The following is a 21,390-nucleotide window of genomic DNA, read 5'->3' on the forward strand; positions in this document are numbered from 1 at the left end:
CCGTCTTTACGGCGGGGCGGGCGACCCGCTAGGGACAGGCCGCGTGGCCCCGTAGCTCAGCCGGATAGAGCAAGGCTTTCCTAAAGCAGAGGTCGGGGGTTCGAGTCCCTCCGGGGTCGCCAACGCCGGGTGAGCACCAGCAGGTCGTGTGCCGGTCCGCCGTCTCAGCCGGCGTGTCGGCCTTCGGCGAATTCCTCGATCATCCGCGCGCAGAAGGCGGGAAGATCGTCAGGCTTGCGCGACGTCACCAAGCCTTGGTCGACGACCACCTCTTCGTCCACCCAGTCCGCGCCGGCGTTGCGGAGGTCGGCCTCAAGCGACGGCCAGGAGGTCATGCGGCGGCCTTTGACGGCCTCGGCATTGATCAGCGTCCACGGCCCATGGCAGATCGCGGCGACCGGCTTGTTGCGGTCGGTGAAGCCGCGAATGAAGGCGATGGCCTGGTCTTCCAAGCGGAGAGCATCCGGATTGATCACGCCGCCCGGCAGGACCAGTCCGTCGTAGTCGTCGGCCGAGACGTCTCCCAAGACCTTGTCTACCGCTGTCTTGTCGGCCTTGTCGTGATGTTTGAACCCCTGGATTTCCCCGGCCTTCGGGGAGACGATCTCGACGGCGGCTCCGGCGGCCCTGAGAGCCTCGACGGGCTGCGTCAGTTCGACCTGTTCGAAACCGTCCGTGGCGAGGACAGCGATGGTCTTTCCGGCAAGGGCGGCGGCGTTCATGGGGGAGCTCCTGATCAGTGTCAGGGCTCAACCCGGCTGTGGGCGGACCGTTCCTTCGCTGCCGGAACCACCGACGCCTCGGGCTCACTCCGGACGGCGCGTCACCGCCACTTCGACCCCTCGCCATGCACGCCGATGCTCTCCCACTCGGGAGGCGCGGCCTTGTGCACATATTGCTCGGACACCAGCCAGCCCTTGAACGGTCGCAGGACCAACAGACACGCCCCCGCGATCAGGGGGAAGGTGACGGCGAAATGGACCCAGATCGGCGGGTGGACCGTGAACTCGAAGGCCATGAAGGCCATCATGCCGAGGATGCCGATCGCCGACATGGCGAAGAAGGCGGGGCCGTCGGCGGGTTCGGCGAAACCGTAATCCAGGCCGCAGGCGGGGCAGGACGGGCGGATCGTCAAATAGCCCATCAGCAACGGCCCCTGACCGCAGCGCGGGCAACGGCAACGCAGGCCGGTCGAGAGGGTCGACAGACGGGGATAGACGGGCTCTTCGGGGGTGGTCATGGGCGCTCCTGACATCGCTCAAGTCGGCGCTTTGATGCGGCGCCGCAAGGGGGCCTTCGGTCACACCCCATTAACCGCGTCTAAAGGGCGTTCGCGCGAGGGTGCGAGCGACTATGGCAGGCCCGCGCACCACGACCGCGATCGGACGGACCACGGCGACGCTCGGCGTCGTCGGGACGATCGCGCTCGCCCCCATCGCGGTGACCGTCGTGCCCGCGTTCGCCCAGGAAGCGGCCAACGCAGCGCTGGATCCCATCACGATCCGGATCGGGGCCAATGACGGCTTCACCCGGGTGGAGTTCGCCGGCGTCGTCGGGTCGCGGGCGCGGGTCCGCAAGGACGGCCAGACGGTCATCGTGCGCATCGGCTCGACCGCGGCCCCCGACGTCAGCCGGCTGAAGAACGATCCGCCGCCGGGCGTCGACAAGGTCGAGACCCGCGCGACGCTGGACGCCACCGAACTGGTCATCACCCTGAAGGCGGGCGCCGACGCCCGCACGGGCTCGGCCGACGGGGCAGTCTGGCTGAACCTCTATCCGGCCGGGCAAGTCCCCGCGGCGCCTGCCGGGGCGGCCGTCCCCGCCGACGGCAGGGTTCCGGTGGTGGCGACCAAGAGCGCCGACCAGGTCAGCCTGGCCTTCAGCTGGGGCGCGCCCGTGGGGGCCGCGGTCTTCCGGCGGGGCGACGCGGTCTGGGTGGTGTTCGATACCGCCGCCCGCATGGACATGTCCAAGGCCCGGGACCTGGGCCCCGCCGGCGAGGCGCGCTGGGCCTTGGGGCCCGACTACACCGCCGTCCGCATTCCGGCGCCCGAAGGGCTGCCGATCTCGGCGGCGGGCGAGGGGGCGACCTGGACGATCAAGATCGGCGGACCGACCACGGCGCCCGCCAGCGTGGAGATCAATCGCGACGACACTGCCGACGCCGCCCTGGTGGCGCGCATGGCCGGGGCGACCAAGGCCGTCTGGCTGACCGATCCGATGGTCGGCGACCGCTTCGCCGCCGTCACGGCCCTGGCGCCCGGCAAGGGGTTCGCCGACACCCGCCGGACGGTCGACCTGACCCTGTTGCCGACGGCCCAGGGGCTGGCGATCGAGACGCCGACCGACGATCTTCAGATCAAGGCCGAGGGCGATCTCGTCACCGTGACGCGGCCGGGCGGCCTGACGCTGTCGCCGCCGTCGATGGCGCTGGAGGCCGCCGCTCCGCCCGAGGCCCATGCGCCTCGCAAGGCCGAGTTCCCGGCCCTGATCCTGACGGAGTGGGCCGAGGTCGGCGAGGACGGGTTCAACGCCCGCTACCGCAAGCTGCAGGACGCCGCCGCGCTCGAGACCATAGCGGCCTCCGACAATCCGCGCGCGCCGATCGAGGATCGGCTGGCTCTGACCCGTTTCCTGGTCGGGTCAGGCCTGGGGTTCGAAGCCGTGGGCGTGGTCAACGCCATGTTCGCCCAGACTCCATCGCTTCAAGGCGAGCCCGAGCTGCGCGGCCTGCGCGGCGCGGCGCGGGCCTCCATCGGCCGTCTGGAAGAGGCGACGCTGGACTTTTCCTCCGGCGCCCTGGCCGGAGATCCCTCGACCAAGGTCTGGCAGGGCTGGCTGGCCGCCGAGCAGGGCGACTGGGCGGGCGCCCGTCAGGCGTTCGCCGGCGGGGCCGCCGCCATCGACGACTTCCCGCCGGTCTGGCGCGCCCGGTTCGGGGCGGCCCACGCCATGGCGGCGCTTGAGACCGGCGATCTGAACGCGGCCAAGACGCTCCTGGCCTACAGTTTCTCGCAGAACGCGCCAGCCGCCGACCAGCTGACCGCCCGCCTTGTCCAGGCGCGGGTGTTCGAACAGGAGGGCGCGACCGATCGGGCGCTGGCCGTCTATCGCGCCATCGGACGGGCGCCGCTGGACGGGATCGCCACCCCCGCCAAGCTCGGCGTGGTCCGCATCGAACTAGCCAAGGGCGCGATGACGCCGACGGCGGCGGCCGCGCAGTTGGAACAGCTGAAGTGGCGCTGGCGCGGCGACGCGACCGAACTGGCGGTGATCCGCATGCTGGGCGGCCTCTATCTGTCGCAGGGCCGTTACCGCGAGGCGCTGGATACGCTGCGCGGGGCGGGCAAACGTCTGGGCGATCTTCCGGGGGCGGTCGAGCTGCAGACCGACCTGTCGAACGCCTTCCGGGCACTGTTCCTGGACGGCGCGGCCGACGGGCTGCAGCCTGTGCAGGCCTTGGCCCTGTTCTATGATTTTCGCGACCTGACGCCGGTAGGGGCGGACGGGGACGAGATGGTGCGGCGTCTGGCCCGTCGTCTGGTCGATGTCGACCTGCTGGATCAGGCCGCCGAGTTGCTCAAATACCAGGTCGACAACCGGTTGGACGGGGTGGCCAAGGCCCAGGTGGCGACGACCCTTGCGACCGTGCTGCTGATGGACCGCCAACCCGAAGCCGCGCTGCAGGCCCTGTGGTCGTCCCGTACGACGCTTCTGCCCGCAGCCCTGAACTCGGAGCGCCGCGCACTTGAGGCGCGGGCGCTGATGGATCTGGGCCGGTTCGACCACGCTCTGGAGACGCTGGACGGGGACCGCAGCCCGGAGGCGCAACAGGTGCGCGCCGACATCTTCTGGAAACAGGAGAACTGGGCGGGGGCGGCGGCGCTGTACGAAGCGCGGCTGGGCGACCGGTTCAAGGATACCGCGAGGGCCCTGACGCCGGACGAGGAGAGCCGGGTGATCCGGGCGGGCGTGGGCTATTCGCTGGCGCGCGACGCCGGGGCCCTGGGCCGGCTGTCGCGGAACTATGCGCCGTTCGAGGAACGGGCCAAGTCGGGCGCCGCGATGCGGATCGCGCTGGACGGCCTGAACGGCATGGATGGGGGCGCCCAGAGCTTCGCCGGCCTGACCGCCGGGGCGGACACTTTCGCCGGCTGGGTCAATCAGATGAAGACCGAGCTCAGACAAGAAACGGGCGGGAATCGCGCTGCCGCGACGCCCGCCCGTCCTCAAGCTCCAGTCGCCGCGGCTCCCGCAGCGGGCTAGAAACCCTAAGGTCTTACTTGTTGACCGCGTCCTTGAGCGGCTTCGACACGCGGAAGCGCACGGCCTTGGAGGCGGCGATCTTGATGGTCGCGCCCGTGGCCGGGTTGCGGCCTTCGCGAGCGGCGCGGGCGGCGGTGTCGAAAACACCCAGGTTGGAGATGCGGACATCGCCGCCGCCGGTCAGCGAGGCGTGGATGTTCTTGACGATGGCTTCCAGCACGCGGCCGGCGTCGGCCTGCGAAACGCCCGCGTCCTTGGCGACGGCGGCGATGAGTTCAGCTTGGGTGGTCATTATGGGTACGTTTCCCGAAAAGCTCGCCCGTGATTCCGGGCGACGACGGAGGGATCAACACGCCTTTTGGCCGACTTGGCAAGCGCCAATGGCTCGCAAAGCCTTTGAGGGTGGGGATTCACCCTGCCCCGGAGGCCTGTCGGAAGCTCTCGACGAGGCTTCCCGCGACCAGTCTCCAGCCGTCCACGAGCACGAAGAAGATCAGTTTGAACGGCAGGGAAATCACCACCGGCGGCAGCATCATCATGCCCATGGACATGAGTACCGAGGCGACCACCAGATCGATCACAAGAAACGGAACGAAAAGGAGAAATCCTATTTCAAAGGCTTTCTTCAGCTCGGAGATCATGAAGCTGGGAACGATGACCCGCAGGGGCAGGTCGGCCGCCGCCGTCGGGGTCTCCAGACGGCTCAGTCGGGTGAACAGGGCGAGGTCACCCTGGTCCACCTGGGCGAGCATGAAAGTCTTCACAGGTTCCGAGGCCAGATCGAAGGCCTGGGGCAGCTCCATCTGCTGATCCATCAGGGGGCGGATGCCCGAATCATAGGCGTCCTGCCATGTCGGAGCCATGACGATGGCGCTCAGGAACAGGGCCAGGGACACCAGAACGGCGTTTGGAGGCGACTGCTGCATGCCGAGCGCCGTGCGCAGGAGCGAGAGCACCACGATGATGCGCACGAAGCTGGTGGTCATGATGACGATCGACGGGGCCAGCGACAGGACGGTCATGAGACCGACGAGCTGAACGACCCGCTCGGTCAGGCCCGCACCGGTGCCGAGATCGACGTTGATCGCCGCGCCCGCGCCGCCGGCGGCCGCCGCGTCCTGGGCGAAGGCGGCGAGCGGCCACATCAGGCAGAGCAGGGTGGTGATGGCCGAAAGCTTGAGCGCGTTGAGAAGCTCGGCCTTCGTCGGCGTGACGAAGATGCGTTCTCTCCCTCCCCCTCGGGGGAGGGTGGTCGCGGAGCGACCGGGTGGGGGCTGCAAGGCTGAATGGCGGCCGTCGCGGGTTGGCTTGCCTTGCCGCCCCCACGCGGCTTCGCTGCGCTCAGCCACCCTCCCCCGAGGGGGAGGGAGAAGGTTCAGCCCGCTCATTGCACGGGTCCGCGGGGCTCGATCAGCTCCCGGCCTTCCCCCAGCAGGATCAGCCGTTCCTCATCGTCGATCTGGACCAGGACCAGACGGCGGGCGGGGTCCAGGACCAGGGTCTCCACCACCTTCAGCCGGCGCTCGCCGCGCTCGGCGTTGAGTTTGGCCATCAGCTGGGGCGCGTAGCGACGCGCGGCCCAGGCGGCGAGGCCGATGAGGCCGAGGGTGAAGGCGAGCCCGAAGATGGCGCGCGCGAGATCGAGGAAATTCATACGGACAGGGCCCCGGCAGACGGGAGGGACCTTTAACCAACGTGGTTAACGCCTCGTTTAGATAAGGGCTCGTTAACCATGCAGGCGGCATTTTCTGCCGATGCGATCGTAATCGGTTGAGGCTCTCGAGCCGATGCCGTGAATCAGGTCGCCGCAGACATCAACGAGGACGATCCCGATGGGCGTCGCCGACATTCCGCTTCTGAGCCAGATCAAGGGCCGGCTGACCTGGCTCGACGAGCGCCAGCGGCTGGTCGCCCAGAACGTGGCGAACGCCGACACGCCGGGCTATGTCGGGCGCGATCTGAAGGCGCCGGCCGACTTCGCGGCCGCCATGAACAACGGCGGCGGCCTGCGGATGGTGCAGACTTCGGCCGGCCACATGCCGATCGGCGGACCGAACGGGGCTCCGGCGGCGCGCTTCACCTCGGAGAAGTCACCCGATTCCGAGACCACCCTCGACGGCAACGCGGTGGTGGTCGAGGAGCAGATGCTGAAGATGGCCGAGAGCCGCATGGCCTACGACGCCGCCATCGGCCTCTACACCAAGTCGATGGCCATGATCACGCTCGCGGCCAAGGTTCCGGGCCGATGAACCGTAAGGGAAGCGCCCGATGACCGACCCCATCCACGGCCGCAACGGCGGGCCGCGCAATTCGGCCATGGCCGTCGCCGCCTCCGCCCTGACCGCGCAGCAGTCCCGCATGCGGATCATTGCCGAGAACATCGCCAACGCCGAATCGACGGCCCCGACCGCCGGGGGGCAGCCCTATCGCCGCCAGATTCCGGTCTTCGAGGCCCGCGGCATCGACGGCGCGACCGGCGTGTCACTGGCCGAGGTGCGGCCGGACCAGAGCGACTTCCGCCGCGAATACGATCCTTCGCACCCGGCGGCCGATGCCGACGGCTACGTGCTGAGACCCAATGTCGACACCCTGATCGAGGCCATGGACATGCGCGAGGCGCAGCGGGCCTACGAAGCCAATCTGAACGTCATCGAGACGGCGCGGGCGATGGACGCCCGCACGCTCGATATCCTGAAGCGATAGGGCCTGATCCATGTCGATGAATCCCTTGATGGCGGCTCGCGCCTACGCCCAGGCGCAGGGAAGCGGCGGGGCTTCGGCCGGCGCGGCGGCGGCCGGCGGGACCGAGTTCTCGCAGATGCTGACCAACGTCATGGGCGACATGACGCAGCAGACCCGAACCGCCGAGACCAACATGACCCAGGCGATCCAGGGTCAGGGTTCGATGATCGACGTGGTCACCTCGATCTCCAGCGCCGAGGCCTCCCTGCAAACCGTCATCGCGGTGCGGGACCAGGTGATCTCGGCGTATCAGGAGATCATGCGGATGCCGATCTAGGGCTTGGGGCTTAGGGCATGCCCGTGGTGACACCGGCCACTGACTTCGCTTCCTAAAGCCGAAGCCCTGAGTCCTAAGCCCTCATCGGGGCTGCACGTCGAACGCGACCGTCAGACGTTCGCCACCGCCGGTGAAGGGTTCGGTGCCATGCCACATCCATGAGGGGAACAGGGCGACACGGCCGGGGCGGGGCTCAATCCAGTGTTCGGGCGGCAGGTCGAAATCCACCCCGAGGCGACAGGCCCCGAACCTCAGCCAGCCCGCCTTCGGTTGATCGGGCGAGGGCTCGGGCGTCTCGACATAGAGCGCAGAGGAGACCCAGCCTCTCGGATGAATATGGTCGCTGTGGCGGCCCCCGGCGCTCAGGCGCACCGACCAGGCGCCGATGATCTCATGGCCCGATCCGGCGCGGCGGCTCATCGGGTCGTCCCGGCCCGCCATTGCGGCGATGAAGGTCCGGATCGGGGCGTCAAGGGCCTCGAACACCGCGTCCACGGCCGGATCGCCGGCGAAGCGCGGATCCAGCGCGGCCTGAACGCCCGAGCGGATCGACTGGCCGAGCGGCTGGGCCTGGAAGGGATGCAGGGCGCGCAGCGCGGTCGCGGTCTGTTCCAGCCAGGCGGTCCGGTCGGCGCCGTCGGGCGTGGCGAGGTCGAACGGGGCGGTCAGTCGCCCGTAGTCTTCGGCGGACAGGGCGCGCGGGTCGCCGACCACCCGCCAGGCGGCGTAGCGCAGGGCCAGGGCGTACTGGTCGTCCGGCGCCGCCGCCAGAAGGGCGTCGAGGCCCGGCAAGGCCTCGCCGGATCGCCCGCAGGCCATCAGGGCCGCGAGCCGGGCGGTTCGCGCTTCGGGATCGCCGGGGGCCGCTTCTGCGGCGGCCTCGGCCAGCTTCAGGGACAGGACGGGATCGAAGCCGGCCGCGGCGGTCGAGGCGGCGAGATCGAGGAAGGCGGGGTGAGGGACGGCCAGCCAGGGCTCCAGCCCCCGCCAGGCCTCCTCGTCGCCCAGAATGTCCCGCGTGATGCGAGCGCGCAGGACCGCCAGCTGCGGCGTCGGGGCGGCCTTCAGCCGAGCTTCCAGCGGGGCGAGAGCCGCCATTGCGTCGCCGGTGGTCATCCATATGAGCTGGGCCTTGTCGCGCAGCGCATCGGCATAGTCGGGGCGGCGCGCCAGGGCCTGGTCCAGCGCCTCCCCGGCCTCCGTCAGGCGGCTGAGGGACATGAGGGCGCGGGCCAGGACCAGCCAGGTCTCGGGCGCGTCGCCGCCCTTGGCGAAGGCCCGTCGCACGGCGTTCAACGCCGCCGGCGCGTCGCCCATATCGCCCAGGGCCGCCGCCAGGTTGTGCTCGGCCACCGCGCTGGCGGGGCGGGCCGCCACCGCCTGCTCGAGGGCCCGAAGGCGCGCCGAGGCCTCGACGCCGTGAGGCGACACGACGGGTCTCAGCGCTCGCGCCGCGCCCGGACGGAGCGCGAGCCCCCGACGCTGAGCAGATAGCTGCCGACCGCCCCCTGGCGGATGCGCACGGAGACGCCCGGTCCAACGCGGGCGGTGACCCGCTCCTGGTCGATCTGGCGCCAGGTCGATCCATCGGCGAGGACGAAGGTCCATTGGCCCCGCCCGTCCTGGCGTCCGCTGGTCAGGGTGGTCTCGATCGCCTCGACCGGGTCGTCCTGCCGCAGCCGGCCGAACAGATTGGCGTTGTCCAGATCCAGGCCGAACAAGCGGGTGCGAGTCTCGCGCGCCTGGACCCGGTCGATGACCGTCACCTCGCCCTGTTGCTCGGCGGTGTCGAAGGCGGCGGCCGCTGCGTCGAAGCAGGCCAGCCGCGCCTCTGTCGCCACGACCGAGCGGCACGCCAGCAGGCCTTCGAGAAGGGCGGGGCGCGGCGGATTCGCCTGCTGCGCCGTGACCGCCGTCGGTGCAGACGCGAGGGCGGCGCTAGACAGCATCAGAAATACGTATTTCTCAATCATGAGCGGAACATCCAAGAAGAACGGCGCATGCTTCTTACGCTGTATTTCGCCGGTTTCGGCAATGGGGAGGGGGCGTGGTGTGAATGTGACATGCTTTCACGAAAGCGTCGCGTTTTGGCCATCGTTTATTGACCGGTCGCTGGCCTGCGGTAACGCTTCCGACAAGCTCCGAATTCTGCGTTCGCGCGGGGTCGGGGCGGGCGGGCCGCTCAAGGGCTCGACCTCAAAATAAAGCTCATGGAGAAGCCCCTTTGATCGACACCCAATATCGTCGCCGACTTCTCGGCACCTCGATGTTCGCCGGCGCGGCCCTGGTCGCCGCCGCCTCCCTGATGGCCGCGCCCGCCATGGCGCAGTCGCAGGACGACGACCAGGATTCGGTTGACGATATCGTCGTCACCGGTTCGCGCATCGTCCGTCAGGACTACGTCGCCAACTCGCCGATCGTCACGGTCAGCCAGGAAGACTTCCAGGCCACGGGTTCGGTCAACATCGACACCCTGATCAACGACCTGCCGCAGTTCACGCCCGCCGCGAACGCCTCGTCGAACAACCCCTCGGCCGGTGGTCAGGCCAACGTGCAGCTGCGCGGTCTGGGCACGGGCCGCACCCTGGTGCTGCTGAACGGCCGTCGCGTGATCCCGTCGAACGCCTCGTCGGTCGTCGACCTCAACATCCTGCCGACCGCCCTGATCTCGTCGATCGAAACGATCACGGGCGGCGCCTCGTCCACCTACGGCTCGGACGCCGTCGCCGGCGTGCTGAACTTCCTCCTGAACAACGACTTCGAGGGAGTCTCGCTGGACGTCCAGTACGGCGAATCGGACCGTAACGACGCCGGCACCGACTCGGTCAGCCTGACCGTCGGCGGCGACATCGCCGACGGCCGCGGTCACGCCATGCTGTCGCTGGCCTATTCGAACCGCGAACTTCTGTACAACGCCGACCGCGACTTCGCCTCGATCTCGGGCTTCTCGGGCACCTCGCCCCTGGGTTCGACCGTGTTCGAAGGCACCAACCTGCCCTCGAACGCCGTCGTCGCCAGCCTCATCCCGGGCGCGATCAACACCAACACCTTCGGCTTCAACAACAACGGCACGCTGTTCGCCTACCAGGGCGCGCGTGACTTCGTTTCGCCGGGCGGCATCGACTACGAAGGCTTCCGCACTGCGGGCCCGCTGCAGCAGACCGACTTCACCTACAACACCGGCCCGCTGAACTACATGATCCTGCCGCAAACGCGTTACAACGCGTACGGTCAGGCCAGCTACGAGATCAACCCGGCCGCCGAGGTTTACACCGAGTTCTTGTTCTCGCAGTACGAAACCGCCAACGTCCTGGCCGCCACCCCGGCCGCCACGGGCACGGGCTTCCGCGTTCCGACGACCAACCCGTTCATCACGGCCGAACTCCGCGCCGTCCTGAACAGCCGTCCGAACCCGACCGCCAACTTCCAGCTGAACAAGCGCTTCAACGCGCTGGGCCCGCGCCAGGGCTCGGAAGCCTACTCGGTCTACCAGATCACCACGGGCATCCGCGGCGACCTGGAAGGCACCCGTGACTGGACCTACGACGCCTACCTGTCTTACGGCCGCGTCGACAACGTCACGACCCAGTCGGGCAACGTCTCGCGTTCGGCCGTTCAGCGCCTGCTGGACGCATCGGACGGCGGCGCCAGCCTCTGCGCCGGCGGCTTCAACCCGTTCGGTGAATCGGCCCTGAGCGCGGCTTGCGCCAGCTACATCGGCCGCCTGTCCAAGAACACGACGGTCACCGACCAGCGCGTCTTCGAAATCAACCTGCAGGGCGGTCTCTTCGACCTGCCGGCCGGTGAAGTTCGCGTCGCCCTCGGCGGAAGCTTCCGCGAACAGGACTACCGCTTCATCGCGGACTCGGGCCTGTCCGCCATGGCCCTGCTGCCCACCGCTTCGGGCGCCCTGACCAACCAGTTCGACAACGCCGGCTTCAATGCGGGTCAGTCGCTGTTCGGTTCGGACCAGGTCTATGAAGGCTACGCCGAAATCCTGATCCCGCTGCTGTCCGACCTGCCGTTCATCCGCAGCCTGGAAACCAATCTCGGTTACCGTCTGTCGTCGTACGACACCGTCGGAAACGTCGAATCCTACAAGGCTGACCTGAACTGGGAAATCTTCGAAGGTCTGCGCGCTCGCGGCGGCATCCAGCGCGCCGTCCGCGCGCCGTCGATCGGTGAACTGTTCGGTCCGCAGAACGTCAACTTCCCGTCGATCGGCGTGCCGGTTTCGACGGCCGGCGTTCGTCAGCTGTCGGGTGACCCCTGCGACATCCGCGGCGCCTATCGCGCTCCGGGCGCCGCCGGCGCCGCTGCTGTCCGCACCCTCTGCATCGCGCAGGGCGTGCCGGTCCAGATCGTCGACACCTACACCAACCCGAACCAGCAGACCCAGGGCCTGACCGGCGGCAACCCGAACCTGTTCGAGGAAACCGCTGACTCGTTCACCTACGGCATCGTGTGGCAGTCGCCGTTCTCCAGCCCCTGGCTGTCGAACCTTTCCGGCTCGCTCGATTACTACAAGATCGAGATCGAAGACGTTGTCGGCACCGTGTCGGTGACCGAACAGCTGCGTCGTTGCTTCAACTTCGACGGCGTTTCGAACACCAGCTACTCGCCGACGAACACCTACTGCCAGCTGTTCCAGCGCGACCCGGGCACCGGCCAGCTGAACAACACGTTCGAAACCAACGCCAACCTGGGCACGCTGCGCACCTCGGGCGTGGACTTCCAGATCGACTGGCGCGCCGCGCTCGTCGACCTGGGCGCACCCGACTGGGGCCAACTGGCTCTGAACGTCACGGGCACCTGGCTCGAGAACTGGGAACGTCAGGACCTGCCGGGTTCGGACTTCACCAACCGTACGGGCACCATCTCGAACTCGTTCGGCCTGACCCTGCCGGAGTGGAAATTCCTGACCTCGGTCAACTGGAACTCCGGTCCGCTTGGTCTGGGTCTGCGCTGGCGCTACCAGGGCGAAGTTGAGAACTTCAACAACCGCGCCCAGGTCATCGACGCCATCGACTACTTCGACCTGAACGCCTCGTGGTCGGTCAACGACGCGGTCTCGCTGCGCGCCGGTGTGAACAACGTCACCGACGAACTGGCCCCGGTTTACGCCCCGGCCATCGCCTCGAACACCGACCCGTCCACGTACGATCTGCTGGGCCGTCGTTACTACGTCGGTCTGACCGCCCGCTTCTAAGGCGCGTCAAACGGCTGAAAGTTGGGGGGCGGCCGAGCGATCGGCCGCCCCTTTCCTTTGCGCGAATACCTGGGAAGGCCTCGAATCTTCCGAAGGCTGGCGTCGCTCAGGCGAGAAGGGCCAGAAGGGCGAAACTGGCCAGCCAGTGCTCGCCCATGTAGTCGCCGGTGACATGGGGCATGGAGGCGTCGAGGTGATCCCCGGCCGCCTTCAGGACGACGGGGCGACGCGGGTCGGACGCGGGTAGTGCCGAGGCGATCCCGCGCCAGCACCAGGCGCGCGACAGGTTCAGACCGTCGAGATGGGCGATCTTGCCGTCCGAGCGATCGCTGACCTTGGCGGGGAGGAACAGGGTCGCGGGCTCGCGTTGCGCGAGGCGTGGAAGATGGAGATCGAACCAGGATCCGAAGTCTTGATCCTGCATCACGCGACGCATCAGTTCGCTCATCATCAGGGTCGGGGAGAGGAACTCGTCCTGCGACGGCTCCCAGGCCTGATTGTCCCGGTCGTTCGCGTACCAGCGCAAGGCGGTGGATCGACATAGGTCGGCCAGCGCGTCGTCGCCGGCGACCTCGGCGTAGTCGAGCGCAAGCCGCAGGGCGAAGGCGGTGTTGTAGTGGGTTCCCACACGAACCGGATAGGTCGAGATCGGCAGGAAATCCTTGAACCGCTGGGCGAAGGCGACGGCGAGAGGACGCAGCGTCTCGGCCCAGCCCCTGCCGCGCAGGTCGGCGTGTTGCTCCAGCTCGGCCTGCAGCTTCAGAAGCCAGCCCCAACCGTAGGGGCGCTCGAAACCTCGGGCGTAAGGGCGGTCCAGATAGGCGACCTCGACGGCCACGTTCTCCGGCGTGAACAGGCGGTCCGCCAGATCGGCGATAAGGTGCGCCTCGGGCGCATCTGGATAAAGGCGGCGCAGGGTGAACAGGGTCCACCAGCCGTGGACGCAGGAATGCCAGTCGAAACTGCCGAAGAAGATCGGGTGGAGCGCGCGAGGGCCCTGCGCATCCTGCGGCCCGTTCAGGACATGGTCCAGCTTGTGCGGATACTCGCGGGTGACGTGACCCAGCGCCGCCTGGGCGAAACGGGCGGCGGTCTGGGCGTCGAGGGCATGAGGCATGTCAGAACCGGAAGGCGAGGGCATACATCAGGGCGATGTTGACCAATAGCAGGATCAAGGCGGTCGGGGCCTGGGCCCGGATGACGCCGTTGAAGGCGGCGTTGCGGTCGGGCAACTCCAGCAGGTTCGCCGGCACGACGTTGAAGTTGGCGGCCATCGGCGTCAGCAGGGTGCCGCAGAAGCCGGCCAGCATGCCGATGGCGCAGACGATGGCGGTGTCGCCGCCGAACTGACCCACCACGAAGGGCAGGCCGATGGCGGCGGTCATGACCGGGAAGGCGGCGAAGGCGTTGCCCATGACCACGGTGAACAGCGCCATGCCCAGGCAGTAGGCGATGACGGCGACCAGCGGCGAACTCATCGGCACGGTCTGGGTGACGACCTCTCCGACCACGCCGCCGACGTTGGAGGCGAGGAAGATGGCCCCGAGCGCGGCCAGCATCTGGGGCAGCAGGACGGCCCAGCCGATGGAATCGATCAGGCGGCGGCCCTCGTGCAGGGGCGCGGTCGCGGGCGGGCGCAGCCAGGCCACGGCCGCGACCAGGGCGATCACGCAGCCAAGCGCCAGGGCGATCAGGGTGGTCTGGGTCGAGGACAGCAGGGCCGCGCCCCACTCGGTATGTTTGGCGGCCAGGGTCCCGCCGACGGCGACGACGGGCACGATCAGGGCGGGCAGGAACAGGACGTTGCCGCGCCGGGCGGCGCTGTCGCGGCGCTGTTCGGGCGTGGTGGTGTCGGGCTTGCCGACCCCGAGCTTCGACAGGCCGCCCAGCGCGACGAGGGCGACGACGAGCAGGCCGTTGCCGAGACCGCCGAGATAAGAACCGAACAGCATGGATCCGGCCAGCAGCCCCCAGAACAGGGTGCTGCGGATGCGGGTCGGATGGGCAGCGTCGCGCAAAGTCAGGATAGCGAAGGCGGCGAACATCAGTCCGACGAGGACGTAGACCTGTTCCAGGGTGATCATCGGCCGGTCTCCGCCTCGGTGGCGGGTTCGGCCGTCATTTGGCGCACCTCGCGGTCGAACATCAGAAGGCGCGCGCCGTGGATGAGGAAGGCGGCGATGGCGGTGGGGATGGCCCAGACCGACAGCTGCAACGGCTCGACGATGATGCCGGCCTGTTCGAGGAAGCCGACCATCAGGATGATGGAACCGATGGCGATGAAGATGTCCTCGCCGAAGAACAGCCCGATGTTGTCGGTGGCGGCCGACATGCCCCGGATGCGGTGACGCGCCCGCTCGGGCAGGGCGCCGCCGGCCTCGATCTCAGCCGCGCCTTCAGCCATGGGAGCGACGAGGGGGCGGACCATCTGGGGGTGGCCGCCCAGCGAGGTCAGGCCCAGCGCAGAGGTGATCTGGCGAAGAAACAGATAGGCGAGGAGGAGGCGGCCGGCCGATGCGGCGCGGACCTTGCCGATCAGCATACGGGCGCGATCCTGAAGCCCGGCGCGTTCGAGCAGGCCGATGACGGGGAGGATCAGCCAGACGACGTGGAAATAACGGTTGTCGTTGAAGGCGTCGCCGAAGGCCGCGAGGGTGGCGACGGCGGCCTGCCACAGGGCAGGCAGGCTGGCGCCCGGAACGACGGCGGCGCAGACGCCGGTGACCAGGGCGGCGGCCAGGATGACCAGTAGCGGATTGATCCGCGCGACGAAGCCCGCGACCACGACCAGGATACCGAGCAGTACGAGCATCGACTTTTTCCTCCCTCTCCCGGTGGGAGAGGGCTTGAGCCTCGCAGAGCGAAGCGATGCGTCAAGGCGAAAGGGTGACGGTCGTGCGTTGACGGTGAGGTGCGACCCTCACCCTTTCGCGCAAGTCCGATCGCTGCGCTCTCGGGTGCTCAAGCCCTCTCCCAATGGGAGAGGGTTACTGGTTGCCGAACCCGCCGCCGCCGGGCGTCTGGATCACGAAGATGTCGCCGGGGCCCATTTGGGTCTCGGCAGTCGAGCCGAGGGACTCGACCTCTCCGTCTGCTCGCTCGATGCGGTTGGAGCCGACCTCGCCGGGTTCGCCTCCGGCCGCGCCGAAGGGCGGGACGCGGCGGTGGCCGGAGAGGATGGCCGCCGTCATGGGTTCTAGGAAGCGGACACGCCGCGTCGCCCCGTCGCCACCCCGGGCCGACCCCGCGCCGCCGGAGCCGCGACGGATGGAGAACTCTTCCAGCAGGACGGGGAAGCGGGTCTCCAGCACCTCGGGGTCGGTCAGGCGGCTGTTGGTCATGTGGCTCTGGACGGCGCTGGCGCCCGGGGCGTTCGGCCCCGCGCCCGCGCCGCCGGCGATGGTCTCGTAGTACTGGCGGGTCGCGTCGCCGAAGGTGAAGTTGTTCATCGTGCCCTGGCTGGCGGCCAGCACGCCGAGCGCGCCGTAGAGGGTGTCGACGACCGCCTGGCTGGTCTCGACGTTTCCGGCGACAACGGCGGCCGGATAGCGGGGGTTCAGCATCGACCCCTCCGGCACGATGAGGGTAATGGGCTTCATGCAGCCCTCGTTCAGCGGGATGGCGTCGTCCACCAGGGTGCGGAAGACGTAGAGGGTGGCCGCCCGCGTGATCGACAAGGGCGCGTTGAAGTTGGTGGGGCGCTGGTCGCTGGTGCCGGTGAAGTCGACGACGGCGGTGCGGGCGGCCGGGTCCACGTCGATGCGGACGCGGATGACGGCGCCGTCGTCCATCTCATAGGCGAACTGGCCGGGCTTCAGGGCGGCGATGGCGCGGCGGACGGCTTCCTCGGCGTTGGACTGGACGTGGGCCATGTAGGCGTCGACCACGGGGCGGCCGAACTCGGCGACCATGCGGTTCAGTTCGTCGGCGCCGCGCTGGCACGACGCGACCTGGGCCTTCAGGTCGGCCATGTTCTGATCGACGTTGCGCGACGGCCAGGCGCCCGAGGCGAAGAGGGCGCGGGTTTCGGCGTCGCGCAGGCGTCCTGCCTCGACCAGCAGGAAGTCGTCGATCAGCACCCCCTCCTGTTCGACCGTGGTCGAGGAGGCGGGCATGGAGCCGGGCGTGATGCCGCCGACGTCGGCATGGTGACCGCGCGCGGCGACGAAGAAGGCGGGCGTCGCCTCGGCGTCGAGAAAGACCGGCATGATGACGGTGATGTCGGGCAGGTGGGTGCCGCCGTTGTACGGGGCGTTGAGCATCACGACATCGCCGGGACGCAGCGGCTTTGCAGACTCGGGGCCCCGCGAGGCGAGGACGACGCGGATGCTCTCGCCCATGGAGCCGAGGTGGACCGGGATGTGGGGGGCGTTGGCGATCAAGGCGCCGGTCGCGTCAAAGATGGCGCAGGAGAAGTCGAGCCGCTCCTTGATGTTCACCGAATAGGCGGTGGCGCGCAGGGCCTCTCCCATCTGTTCGGCGCAGGCCATGAAGCGGCTGTTGAAGACTTCCAGTAGGATCGGGTCGGCGTGGGTTCCGATGGGCGCGCGGCCAGGCAGAGGCGTGGTGCGTTCGAGGATCAGGTTGGCGCGGGCGTCGACGCGGGCGGTCCAGCCGGGCTCGACCACGGTCGTGCCGGTGGATTCGAGGATGAGGGCGGGACCGGGGATGCGGGCCTCGGCGGGCAGGGCGTCGCGGTGGTGGACGGGGGTGGCGCGGTCGGCGCCGGCGAGGCGGACGGGGACGCCAACCTCTTCTCCCTCCCCCTCGGGGGAGGGTGGCCGAAGCGAAGCGGAGGTCGGGTAGGGACGGCCAGGCAAGGCCCCAGCGTCTGTCGCCACGTCGCCTTGTCCTCCCCACCCGGTCGCTGCGCGACCACCTCCTCGGATCGCATGCGATCCTTCGTCGACCCCCGAGGGGGAGGGAGAAGACACGGCTTCCACCTCCAGCGTGTCCACCACCAGCGCCTTGTCTTCGGCGAAGAAGCCGAAGCGCTGGCGGTGGAGGGTCTCGAAGGCTGAGGCCATGTCGGCGGCGGGGCCGAAGGGTACGGTCAGGGGCGTGTCGCTGCCGGCGAACTTGATCTCGGCGCGGGCCTCGGTGCCGATGGAGTGGGCGGGCAGGTCCTGGGCCAGGAGGTCGGCGCGGGCCTCGGCCTCGAGGGCGGCGACGCGGTCGGCGAAGGCGGCGTCCGATGCGGGCGCCAACGATGCGGCGACGGTCGTCTGGCGGATGGTGCGGATGGAGGCCAGGCCCATGCCGTAGGCGGACAGAACCCCCGCGAACGGGTGCAGCATCACTGTCGTCATGCCGAGCGCATCGGCGACGAGACAGGCGTGCTGGCCGCCTGCGCCGCCGAAACAGTTCAGGACATAGCCGGTCAGGTCGTGGCCGCGCTGGATGGAGATCGACTTGATCGCCTCAGCCATGTTCTGGACGGCGATGGCGACGAAGCCCTCGGCGAGGTCGAGCGGATCGGTCGGGCGGCCGGTGGCGGCCGTGACCTCGGCGGCGAGGGCGTCAAACTTCTGCGCCACGGCGGCGTGGTCCAGCGGCTGGTCGCCGTTCGGGCCGAAGACGGCGGGGAAGAACTCGGGTCGCAGCTTGCCGAGGAGGACATTGCAGTCGGTGACCGTCGGCGGGCCGCCGCGTCGGTAGGCGGCGGGGCCGGGAACGGCGCCGGCGCTCTCCGGGCCCACCCGAAGACGCGAGCCGTCGAAGCGGCAGATGGAACCGCCGCCAGCCGCCACCGTGTGGATCGACAGCATGGGCGCGCGCAGGCGGACCCCCGCGACCACGGCGTCGGAGGTGCGCTCGAACGCGCCGGAATACTGGGCGACGTCGGTCGAGGTGCCGCCCATGTCGAAGCCGATGACGCGGTCGAAGCCGGCGGCCTCGGCCGTCGCGGCCATGCCGACCACGCCGCCTGCTGGACCCGACAGGATGGCGTCCTTGCCCCGGAAGGCCGAGGGGCTGGCCAAGCCGCCCGACGACTGCATGAACATCAGGGGGGTGTCTGGGCCGAGCGCGCGACCGACGCGGGCGACATAGGCGTCCAGCACCGGCGACAGATAGGCGTCGGCCACGGTGGTGTCGCCGCGCCCGATCAGCTTGATCAGGGCGCCGACCTCATGGCTGACCGAGATCTGGGTGAACCCGATCTCGCGGGCGATCGCGGCGAGGCGGCTTTCGTGGTCGGTGAAGCGCCAGCCGTGGACGAGGACGATGGCCAGCGCCCGGTAGCCGTCGGCGAAGGCGGTGAGGAGGTCGGCGCGGGCGCAGGCCTCGTCCAGCGGGCGGTCTATCGCTCCGTCGGCGCGGACGCGCTCGTCGATCTCGACGACGCGGTCGTTCAGCGGCTCGGGCACGACGACGTGGCGGGCAAAGATGTCGGGGCGAGCCTGCCAGCCGATCTTCAGAGCGTCGCCGAAGCCGCGGGTGATGGCCAGGACCGTGGGCTCGCCCTTGCGTTCGAGCAGGGCATTGGTCGCGACCGTCGTGCCCATGCGGATGTCGGCGACGAGGCCGGCGGGCAGGGGACCGGGCGCGGCGTTGAGTATGCGGCGCACCCCCTCCACGGCGGCGTCCTCGTACTGGTCCGGGTTGTCGGACAGCAGCTTGGCGGTCGTCAGGGCGCCGTCGGGGGCGCGGGCGACGATGTCGGTGAAGGTGCCGCCCCGGTCGATCCAGAACCGCCAGCCGTCGCTCGAGATCGTGTCGTTCGCCATCCCCGATCCATCGCGGATCGGGGCGGCGGCGGCAAGGCTTCACACCCCGAGACGCTTCCGGTCGGCCTCTAGGAAGGCGACGATGTCGGGGATGGTGGTGCGCGGGTTGCGGGTGTGGGGATAGGCATGGGCGGTGCGGGGCTTCCGGTCGAACCAGATCTGGTCGACGACTTCCGGCGGACGGGTCGCGGCCAGCCAGTCGATGGTGTCGGCGCCCTCGTGGTCGTTGCGCAGGATGGGGGCCAGGACCTTGCGGAACTTGGGCAAGCTGGTCTTCACGCCCGCCGTGTCGGCCCATCCGGGGTGGACGGCGTAGGTCTTGATCCCGTCGGCGGCCCAGGCGGCGCGCCAGTGCTCGGCCAGGGCCAACTGGGCGCGCTTGTGGGCGGCGTAGGCGGCGAAGCCGTTGAAATGCTCCTCGGGGATGTTGAGCATCTTCTTGTTGAGGCCGAGATTGTAGAGGCCGCCCGAAACGACGTTGATCACCGCCGCGCCGGGCTTCAGTTCGCCCGCCTTGTGCAGGTCCTCGGTCAGGATCCAGTGGCCCAGAAGGTTGGTGGCGTAGGAGGTCTCCAGCCCCTCGGGCGTCGGCTGGAACGACCGCATCAGAAGGCCGACGTTGTTGACCAGGACGTCGAACGTCACGGCCGCGATCTCGGGCCGTTTGGACAGGCCGGCGACAGCGGCCATGGAGGACAGGTCGCAGGTGACGGGCACGATCTTGCCGGGCCCCTTGGCCTCGCGGACCAGGTCGCCGAGGGCGCTCACATTGCGGCCGATGGCGTAGACGGCGGCGCCCTTGGCAGTGGCGCGCAGGGCCGTGGCCTTGCCGAGGCCGCCCGTAGCGCCCGTAACCAGCCAGTTCTGGCCCGCGTAGTTCGCCCTGACCGGCTTGAACGGCAGGCCGCGCGCGACATAGCCGAGGCGCGTGAACGACGGCGCGAAGCGGGCGTAGAAATTCACCGACTTCATCAGCGCCTGCCAGAAGGGGGGCTCGGCCATGGAGGTCTCCGGGCGACCGGTCGTCGCTTGCGTAAACACACTAATCGTTCGGTGGCGCTTGGCAAGCGGCTTGCGTTTCTGGACTTATAAGGTCAGCGTTGAGGGATTGAGACGCGGCGACAGCGTCGGGAGGCGCAATGACCAGACCCATTCGGGTGATCCAGTGGGCGACCGGCTCGATGGGCAAGGCCTGTCTGAGAGCCGTGCTGGACGACGATCGGTTCCAGTTGGCCGGGCTGTTCGTCTACGGCGCCGGAAAGGCCGGGCGGGACGCCGGGGACATCGCACGGAGGCCCGAGACAGGGGTGATCGCAACCCGGTCGATCAAGGAGATCCTGGCGCTGGATGCCGATGTGGTCGTGCATGCGCCGATGCTCTCGGCGCCCTACACGGCCCACGACGCCGACGTGAAACGGCTGCTGGAGAGCGGCAAGAACGTGATCAGCATCAACAACTATTTCGAGCCCGGCGCCCTGGGTCGCGCCTATGCCGAAGGGTTGGCCGAAGGCGCGCGCAAGGGCGGGGCGACCCTGGCAGGAACCGGCATCAATCCGGGCTGGGTGGCCGAGCGGATGGCGGCCAATGCCGTCGCCCTGTGCTTGTCGCATCGCAACATCGCAAGCCGCGAGATCATTGACTGCACTACGATTCCGAACCCGGACTACGTGTTCGGCGCGCTCGGTTTCGGATCGGCGCCCGGAGCGATCGATCTAAAGAACGGGCCGCTGGCGGAGACCTTCACGGCCATGTTCTCGCAGAGCGTGGAGGGGCTGGCGATCCGCCTCGGCCTGACGCTGGACCGGTTCGAGCCGGACCACGCGGTCACCCTGGCGGAACGCGATCTGACCATCGCCGCGGGTGGGATCGCCCGGGGCACGGTCTCGGCCACGACATGGCGGGTGCACGGACTGATCGACGGCGAGAGGCGCATCACCCATGAGGTCAACTGGATCATGGACCCGACCCAGACGCCCTTCGCGGGAAAGCCGCACTGGGAGATCGAGGTCGACGGGTCGCCTGGGGTCCGTATCGCCATGGACCTGGTCGACACTGCGCCCGAGGGCGTGCGGACCAAGCCTGAGCAGCTCGCCGTGGCCGCCATGGTGCGCGAGGCCATCCCCCGCATTGTCGCCGCCTCGCCCGGCCTCATGCGGCTCTGAAACCCT

Annotated in this window: 18 protein-coding genes and 1 tRNA gene; 7 read left to right on the forward strand and 12 right to left on the reverse strand. The window is 69.0% G+C overall.

Annotated elements, in window-relative coordinates:
* Window positions 1–45: 45 nt before the first annotated feature.
* Window positions 46–122, forward strand: a tRNA-Arg gene (locus O5O43_RS01770).
* 42 nt (window positions 123–164) lie between these two features.
* Here O5O43_RS01770 and O5O43_RS01775 read toward each other — a convergent pair.
* Window positions 165–722 (reverse strand): type 1 glutamine amidotransferase domain-containing protein, encoded by a 558-nt coding sequence (locus O5O43_RS01775; protein ID WP_271085214.1) that lies wholly within the window; start codon window positions 720–722, stop codon window positions 165–167.
* A gap of 101 nt (window positions 723–823) precedes the next feature.
* The gene (locus O5O43_RS01780) at window positions 824–1,240 is read right to left on the reverse strand and encodes a DUF983 domain-containing protein (protein WP_271085215.1); all 417 of its coding nucleotides are present in this window, start codon (window positions 1,238–1,240) and stop codon (window positions 824–826) included.
* Window positions 1,241–1,353: 113 nt separating this feature from the next.
* On the opposite strand from O5O43_RS01780, the gene O5O43_RS01785 reads away from it, so the two are divergent.
* Complete coding sequence (locus O5O43_RS01785) at window positions 1,354–4,266, forward strand: hypothetical protein (protein ID WP_271085216.1); 2,913 nt, start codon at window positions 1,354–1,356, stop codon at window positions 4,264–4,266.
* A gap of 13 nt (window positions 4,267–4,279) precedes the next feature.
* On the opposite strand, the gene O5O43_RS01790 is transcribed toward O5O43_RS01785, so the two are convergent.
* From O5O43_RS01790 to O5O43_RS01800, 3 genes are all read right to left on the reverse strand, one after another.
* Window positions 4,280–4,558, reverse strand: coding sequence for an HU family DNA-binding protein (locus tag O5O43_RS01790; protein ID WP_271085217.1), 279 nt, complete (start codon window positions 4,556–4,558; stop codon window positions 4,280–4,282).
* A 118-nt stretch (window positions 4,559–4,676) separates the two neighbouring features.
* The gene (fliP, locus tag O5O43_RS01795) at window positions 4,677–5,546 is read right to left on the reverse strand and encodes a flagellar type III secretion system pore protein FliP (protein ID WP_271085218.1); all 870 of its coding nucleotides are present in this window, start codon (window positions 5,544–5,546) and stop codon (window positions 4,677–4,679) included.
* Between the two features lie 104 nt (window positions 5,547–5,650).
* Window positions 5,651–5,920 carry a flagellar biosynthetic protein FliO gene (locus O5O43_RS01800; RefSeq protein WP_271085219.1) on the reverse strand — a complete coding sequence of 90 codons (270 nt, stop codon included), beginning with the start codon at window positions 5,918–5,920 and terminating at the stop codon, window positions 5,651–5,653.
* A gap of 178 nt (window positions 5,921–6,098) precedes the next feature.
* On the opposite strand from O5O43_RS01800, the gene O5O43_RS01805 reads away from it, so the two are divergent.
* Genes O5O43_RS01805 through fliE form a run of 3 tightly spaced genes read left to right on the forward strand, consistent with a single transcriptional unit; the run spans window position 6,099 to window position 7,285 of the window.
* Window positions 6,099–6,515: a flagellar biosynthesis protein FlgB gene (locus O5O43_RS01805; RefSeq protein WP_271085220.1), complete on the forward strand. Its 417-nt coding sequence runs from the start codon at window positions 6,099–6,101 to the stop codon at window positions 6,513–6,515.
* A gap of 19 nt (window positions 6,516–6,534) precedes the next feature.
* Window positions 6,535–6,969 (forward strand): flagellar basal body rod protein FlgC, encoded by a 435-nt coding sequence (gene flgC, locus O5O43_RS01810; RefSeq protein ID WP_271085221.1) that lies wholly within the window; start codon window positions 6,535–6,537, stop codon window positions 6,967–6,969.
* Between the two features lie 16 nt (window positions 6,970–6,985).
* Window positions 6,986–7,285 (forward strand): flagellar hook-basal body complex protein FliE, encoded by a 300-nt coding sequence (gene fliE / locus O5O43_RS01815; RefSeq protein ID WP_271086361.1) that lies wholly within the window; start codon window positions 6,986–6,988, stop codon window positions 7,283–7,285.
* Window positions 7,286–7,366: 81 nt separating this feature from the next.
* On the opposite strand, the gene O5O43_RS01820 is transcribed toward fliE, so the two are convergent.
* Both O5O43_RS01820 and O5O43_RS01825 read right to left on the reverse strand, forming a co-directional pair.
* Window positions 7,367–8,716 carry a putative 2OG-Fe(II) oxygenase gene (locus tag O5O43_RS01820; RefSeq protein WP_271085222.1) on the reverse strand — a complete coding sequence of 450 codons (1,350 nt, stop codon included), beginning with the start codon at window positions 8,714–8,716 and terminating at the stop codon, window positions 7,367–7,369.
* A gap of 8 nt (window positions 8,717–8,724) precedes the next feature.
* The gene (locus O5O43_RS01825) at window positions 8,725–9,258 is read right to left on the reverse strand and encodes a hypothetical protein (RefSeq protein ID WP_271085223.1); all 534 of its coding nucleotides are present in this window, start codon (window positions 9,256–9,258) and stop codon (window positions 8,725–8,727) included.
* Window positions 9,259–9,509: 251 nt separating this feature from the next.
* Between O5O43_RS01825 and O5O43_RS01830 the strand changes: the two genes are divergently transcribed.
* Entirely contained in the window at window positions 9,510–12,494 is a 2,985-nt protein-coding gene (locus O5O43_RS01830) for a TonB-dependent receptor (protein ID WP_271085224.1), read from the forward strand.
* 106 nt (window positions 12,495–12,600) lie between these two features.
* Here O5O43_RS01830 and O5O43_RS01835 read toward each other — a convergent pair whose 3' ends face one another.
* The 5 genes from O5O43_RS01835 to O5O43_RS01855 all read right to left on the reverse strand — a co-directional run bounded on the left by O5O43_RS01835 (window position 12,601) and on the right by O5O43_RS01855 (window position 20,224).
* The gene (locus O5O43_RS01835) at window positions 12,601–13,611 is read right to left on the reverse strand and encodes a DUF2891 domain-containing protein (RefSeq protein WP_271085225.1); all 1,011 of its coding nucleotides are present in this window, start codon (window positions 13,609–13,611) and stop codon (window positions 12,601–12,603) included.
* A gap of 1 nt (window position 13,612) precedes the next feature.
* Window positions 13,613–14,578: a DUF979 domain-containing protein gene (locus tag O5O43_RS01840; RefSeq protein WP_271085226.1), complete on the reverse strand. Its 966-nt coding sequence runs from the start codon at window positions 14,576–14,578 to the stop codon at window positions 13,613–13,615.
* The gene (locus O5O43_RS01845; RefSeq protein ID WP_271085227.1) at window positions 14,575–15,306 is read right to left on the reverse strand and encodes a DUF969 domain-containing protein; all 732 of its coding nucleotides are present in this window, start codon (window positions 15,304–15,306) and stop codon (window positions 14,575–14,577) included. Before O5O43_RS01845 ends, O5O43_RS01840 begins: the two co-directional genes overlap by 4 nt.
* A 175-nt stretch (window positions 15,307–15,481) precedes the next feature.
* Entirely contained in the window at window positions 15,482–19,222 is a 3,741-nt protein-coding gene (locus O5O43_RS01850) for a hydantoinase B/oxoprolinase family protein (protein WP_271085228.1), read from the reverse strand.
* A gap of 39 nt (window positions 19,223–19,261) precedes the next feature.
* The gene (locus O5O43_RS01855; RefSeq protein ID WP_271085229.1) at window positions 19,262–20,224 is read right to left on the reverse strand and encodes an SDR family NAD(P)-dependent oxidoreductase; all 963 of its coding nucleotides are present in this window, start codon (window positions 20,222–20,224) and stop codon (window positions 19,262–19,264) included.
* A 137-nt stretch (window positions 20,225–20,361) separates the two neighbouring features.
* Here O5O43_RS01855 and O5O43_RS01860 point away from each other — a divergent pair, with 137 nt between their 5' ends.
* Window positions 20,362–21,384 carry a hypothetical protein gene (locus O5O43_RS01860; RefSeq protein ID WP_271085230.1) on the forward strand — a complete coding sequence of 341 codons (1,023 nt, stop codon included), beginning with the start codon at window positions 20,362–20,364 and terminating at the stop codon, window positions 21,382–21,384.
* Window positions 21,385–21,390 lie beyond the last annotated feature (6 nt).

It is taken from the genome of Brevundimonas sp. NIBR11 (genome assembly GCF_027912535.1).
Lineage (GTDB): Bacteria > Pseudomonadota > Alphaproteobacteria > Caulobacterales > Caulobacteraceae > Brevundimonas.

Bases quoted from the DNA above. Each gene is read 5' to 3' on its own strand.
- O5O43_RS01775 (WP_271085214.1), bottom strand. From the start codon at position 722: ATGAACGCCGCCGCCCTTGCCGGAAAGACCATCGCTGTCCTCGCCACG.
- O5O43_RS01780 (WP_271085215.1), bottom strand. From the start codon at position 1,240: ATGACCACCCCCGAAGAGCCCGTCTATCCCCGTCTGTCGACCCTCTCG.
- O5O43_RS01785 (WP_271085216.1), top strand. From the start codon at position 1,354: ATGGCAGGCCCGCGCACCACGACCGCGATCGGACGGACCACGGCGACG.
- O5O43_RS01790 (WP_271085217.1), bottom strand. From the start codon at position 4,558: ATGACCACCCAAGCTGAACTCATCGCCGCCGTCGCCAAGGACGCGGGC.
- O5O43_RS01800 (WP_271085219.1), bottom strand. From the start codon at position 5,920: ATGAATTTCCTCGATCTCGCGCGCGCCATCTTCGGGCTCGCCTTCACC.
- O5O43_RS01805 (WP_271085220.1), top strand. From the start codon at position 6,099: ATGGGCGTCGCCGACATTCCGCTTCTGAGCCAGATCAAGGGCCGGCTG.
- flgC (WP_271085221.1), top strand. From the start codon at position 6,535: ATGACCGACCCCATCCACGGCCGCAACGGCGGGCCGCGCAATTCGGCC.
- fliE (WP_271086361.1), top strand. From the start codon at position 6,986: ATGAATCCCTTGATGGCGGCTCGCGCCTACGCCCAGGCGCAGGGAAGC.
- O5O43_RS01825 (WP_271085223.1), bottom strand. From the start codon at position 9,258: ATGATTGAGAAATACGTATTTCTGATGCTGTCTAGCGCCGCCCTCGCG.
- O5O43_RS01835 (WP_271085225.1), bottom strand. From the start codon at position 13,611: ATGCCTCATGCCCTCGACGCCCAGACCGCCGCCCGTTTCGCCCAGGCG.
- O5O43_RS01840 (WP_271085226.1), bottom strand. From the start codon at position 14,578: ATGATCACCCTGGAACAGGTCTACGTCCTCGTCGGACTGATGTTCGCC.
- O5O43_RS01845 (WP_271085227.1), bottom strand. From the start codon at position 15,306: ATGCTCGTACTGCTCGGTATCCTGGTCGTGGTCGCGGGCTTCGTCGCG.
- O5O43_RS01850 (WP_271085228.1), bottom strand. From the start codon at position 19,222: ATGGCGAACGACACGATCTCGAGCGACGGCTGGCGGTTCTGGATCGAC.
- O5O43_RS01855 (WP_271085229.1), bottom strand. From the start codon at position 20,224: ATGGCCGAGCCCCCCTTCTGGCAGGCGCTGATGAAGTCGGTGAATTTC.
- O5O43_RS01860 (WP_271085230.1), top strand. From the start codon at position 20,362: ATGACCAGACCCATTCGGGTGATCCAGTGGGCGACCGGCTCGATGGGC.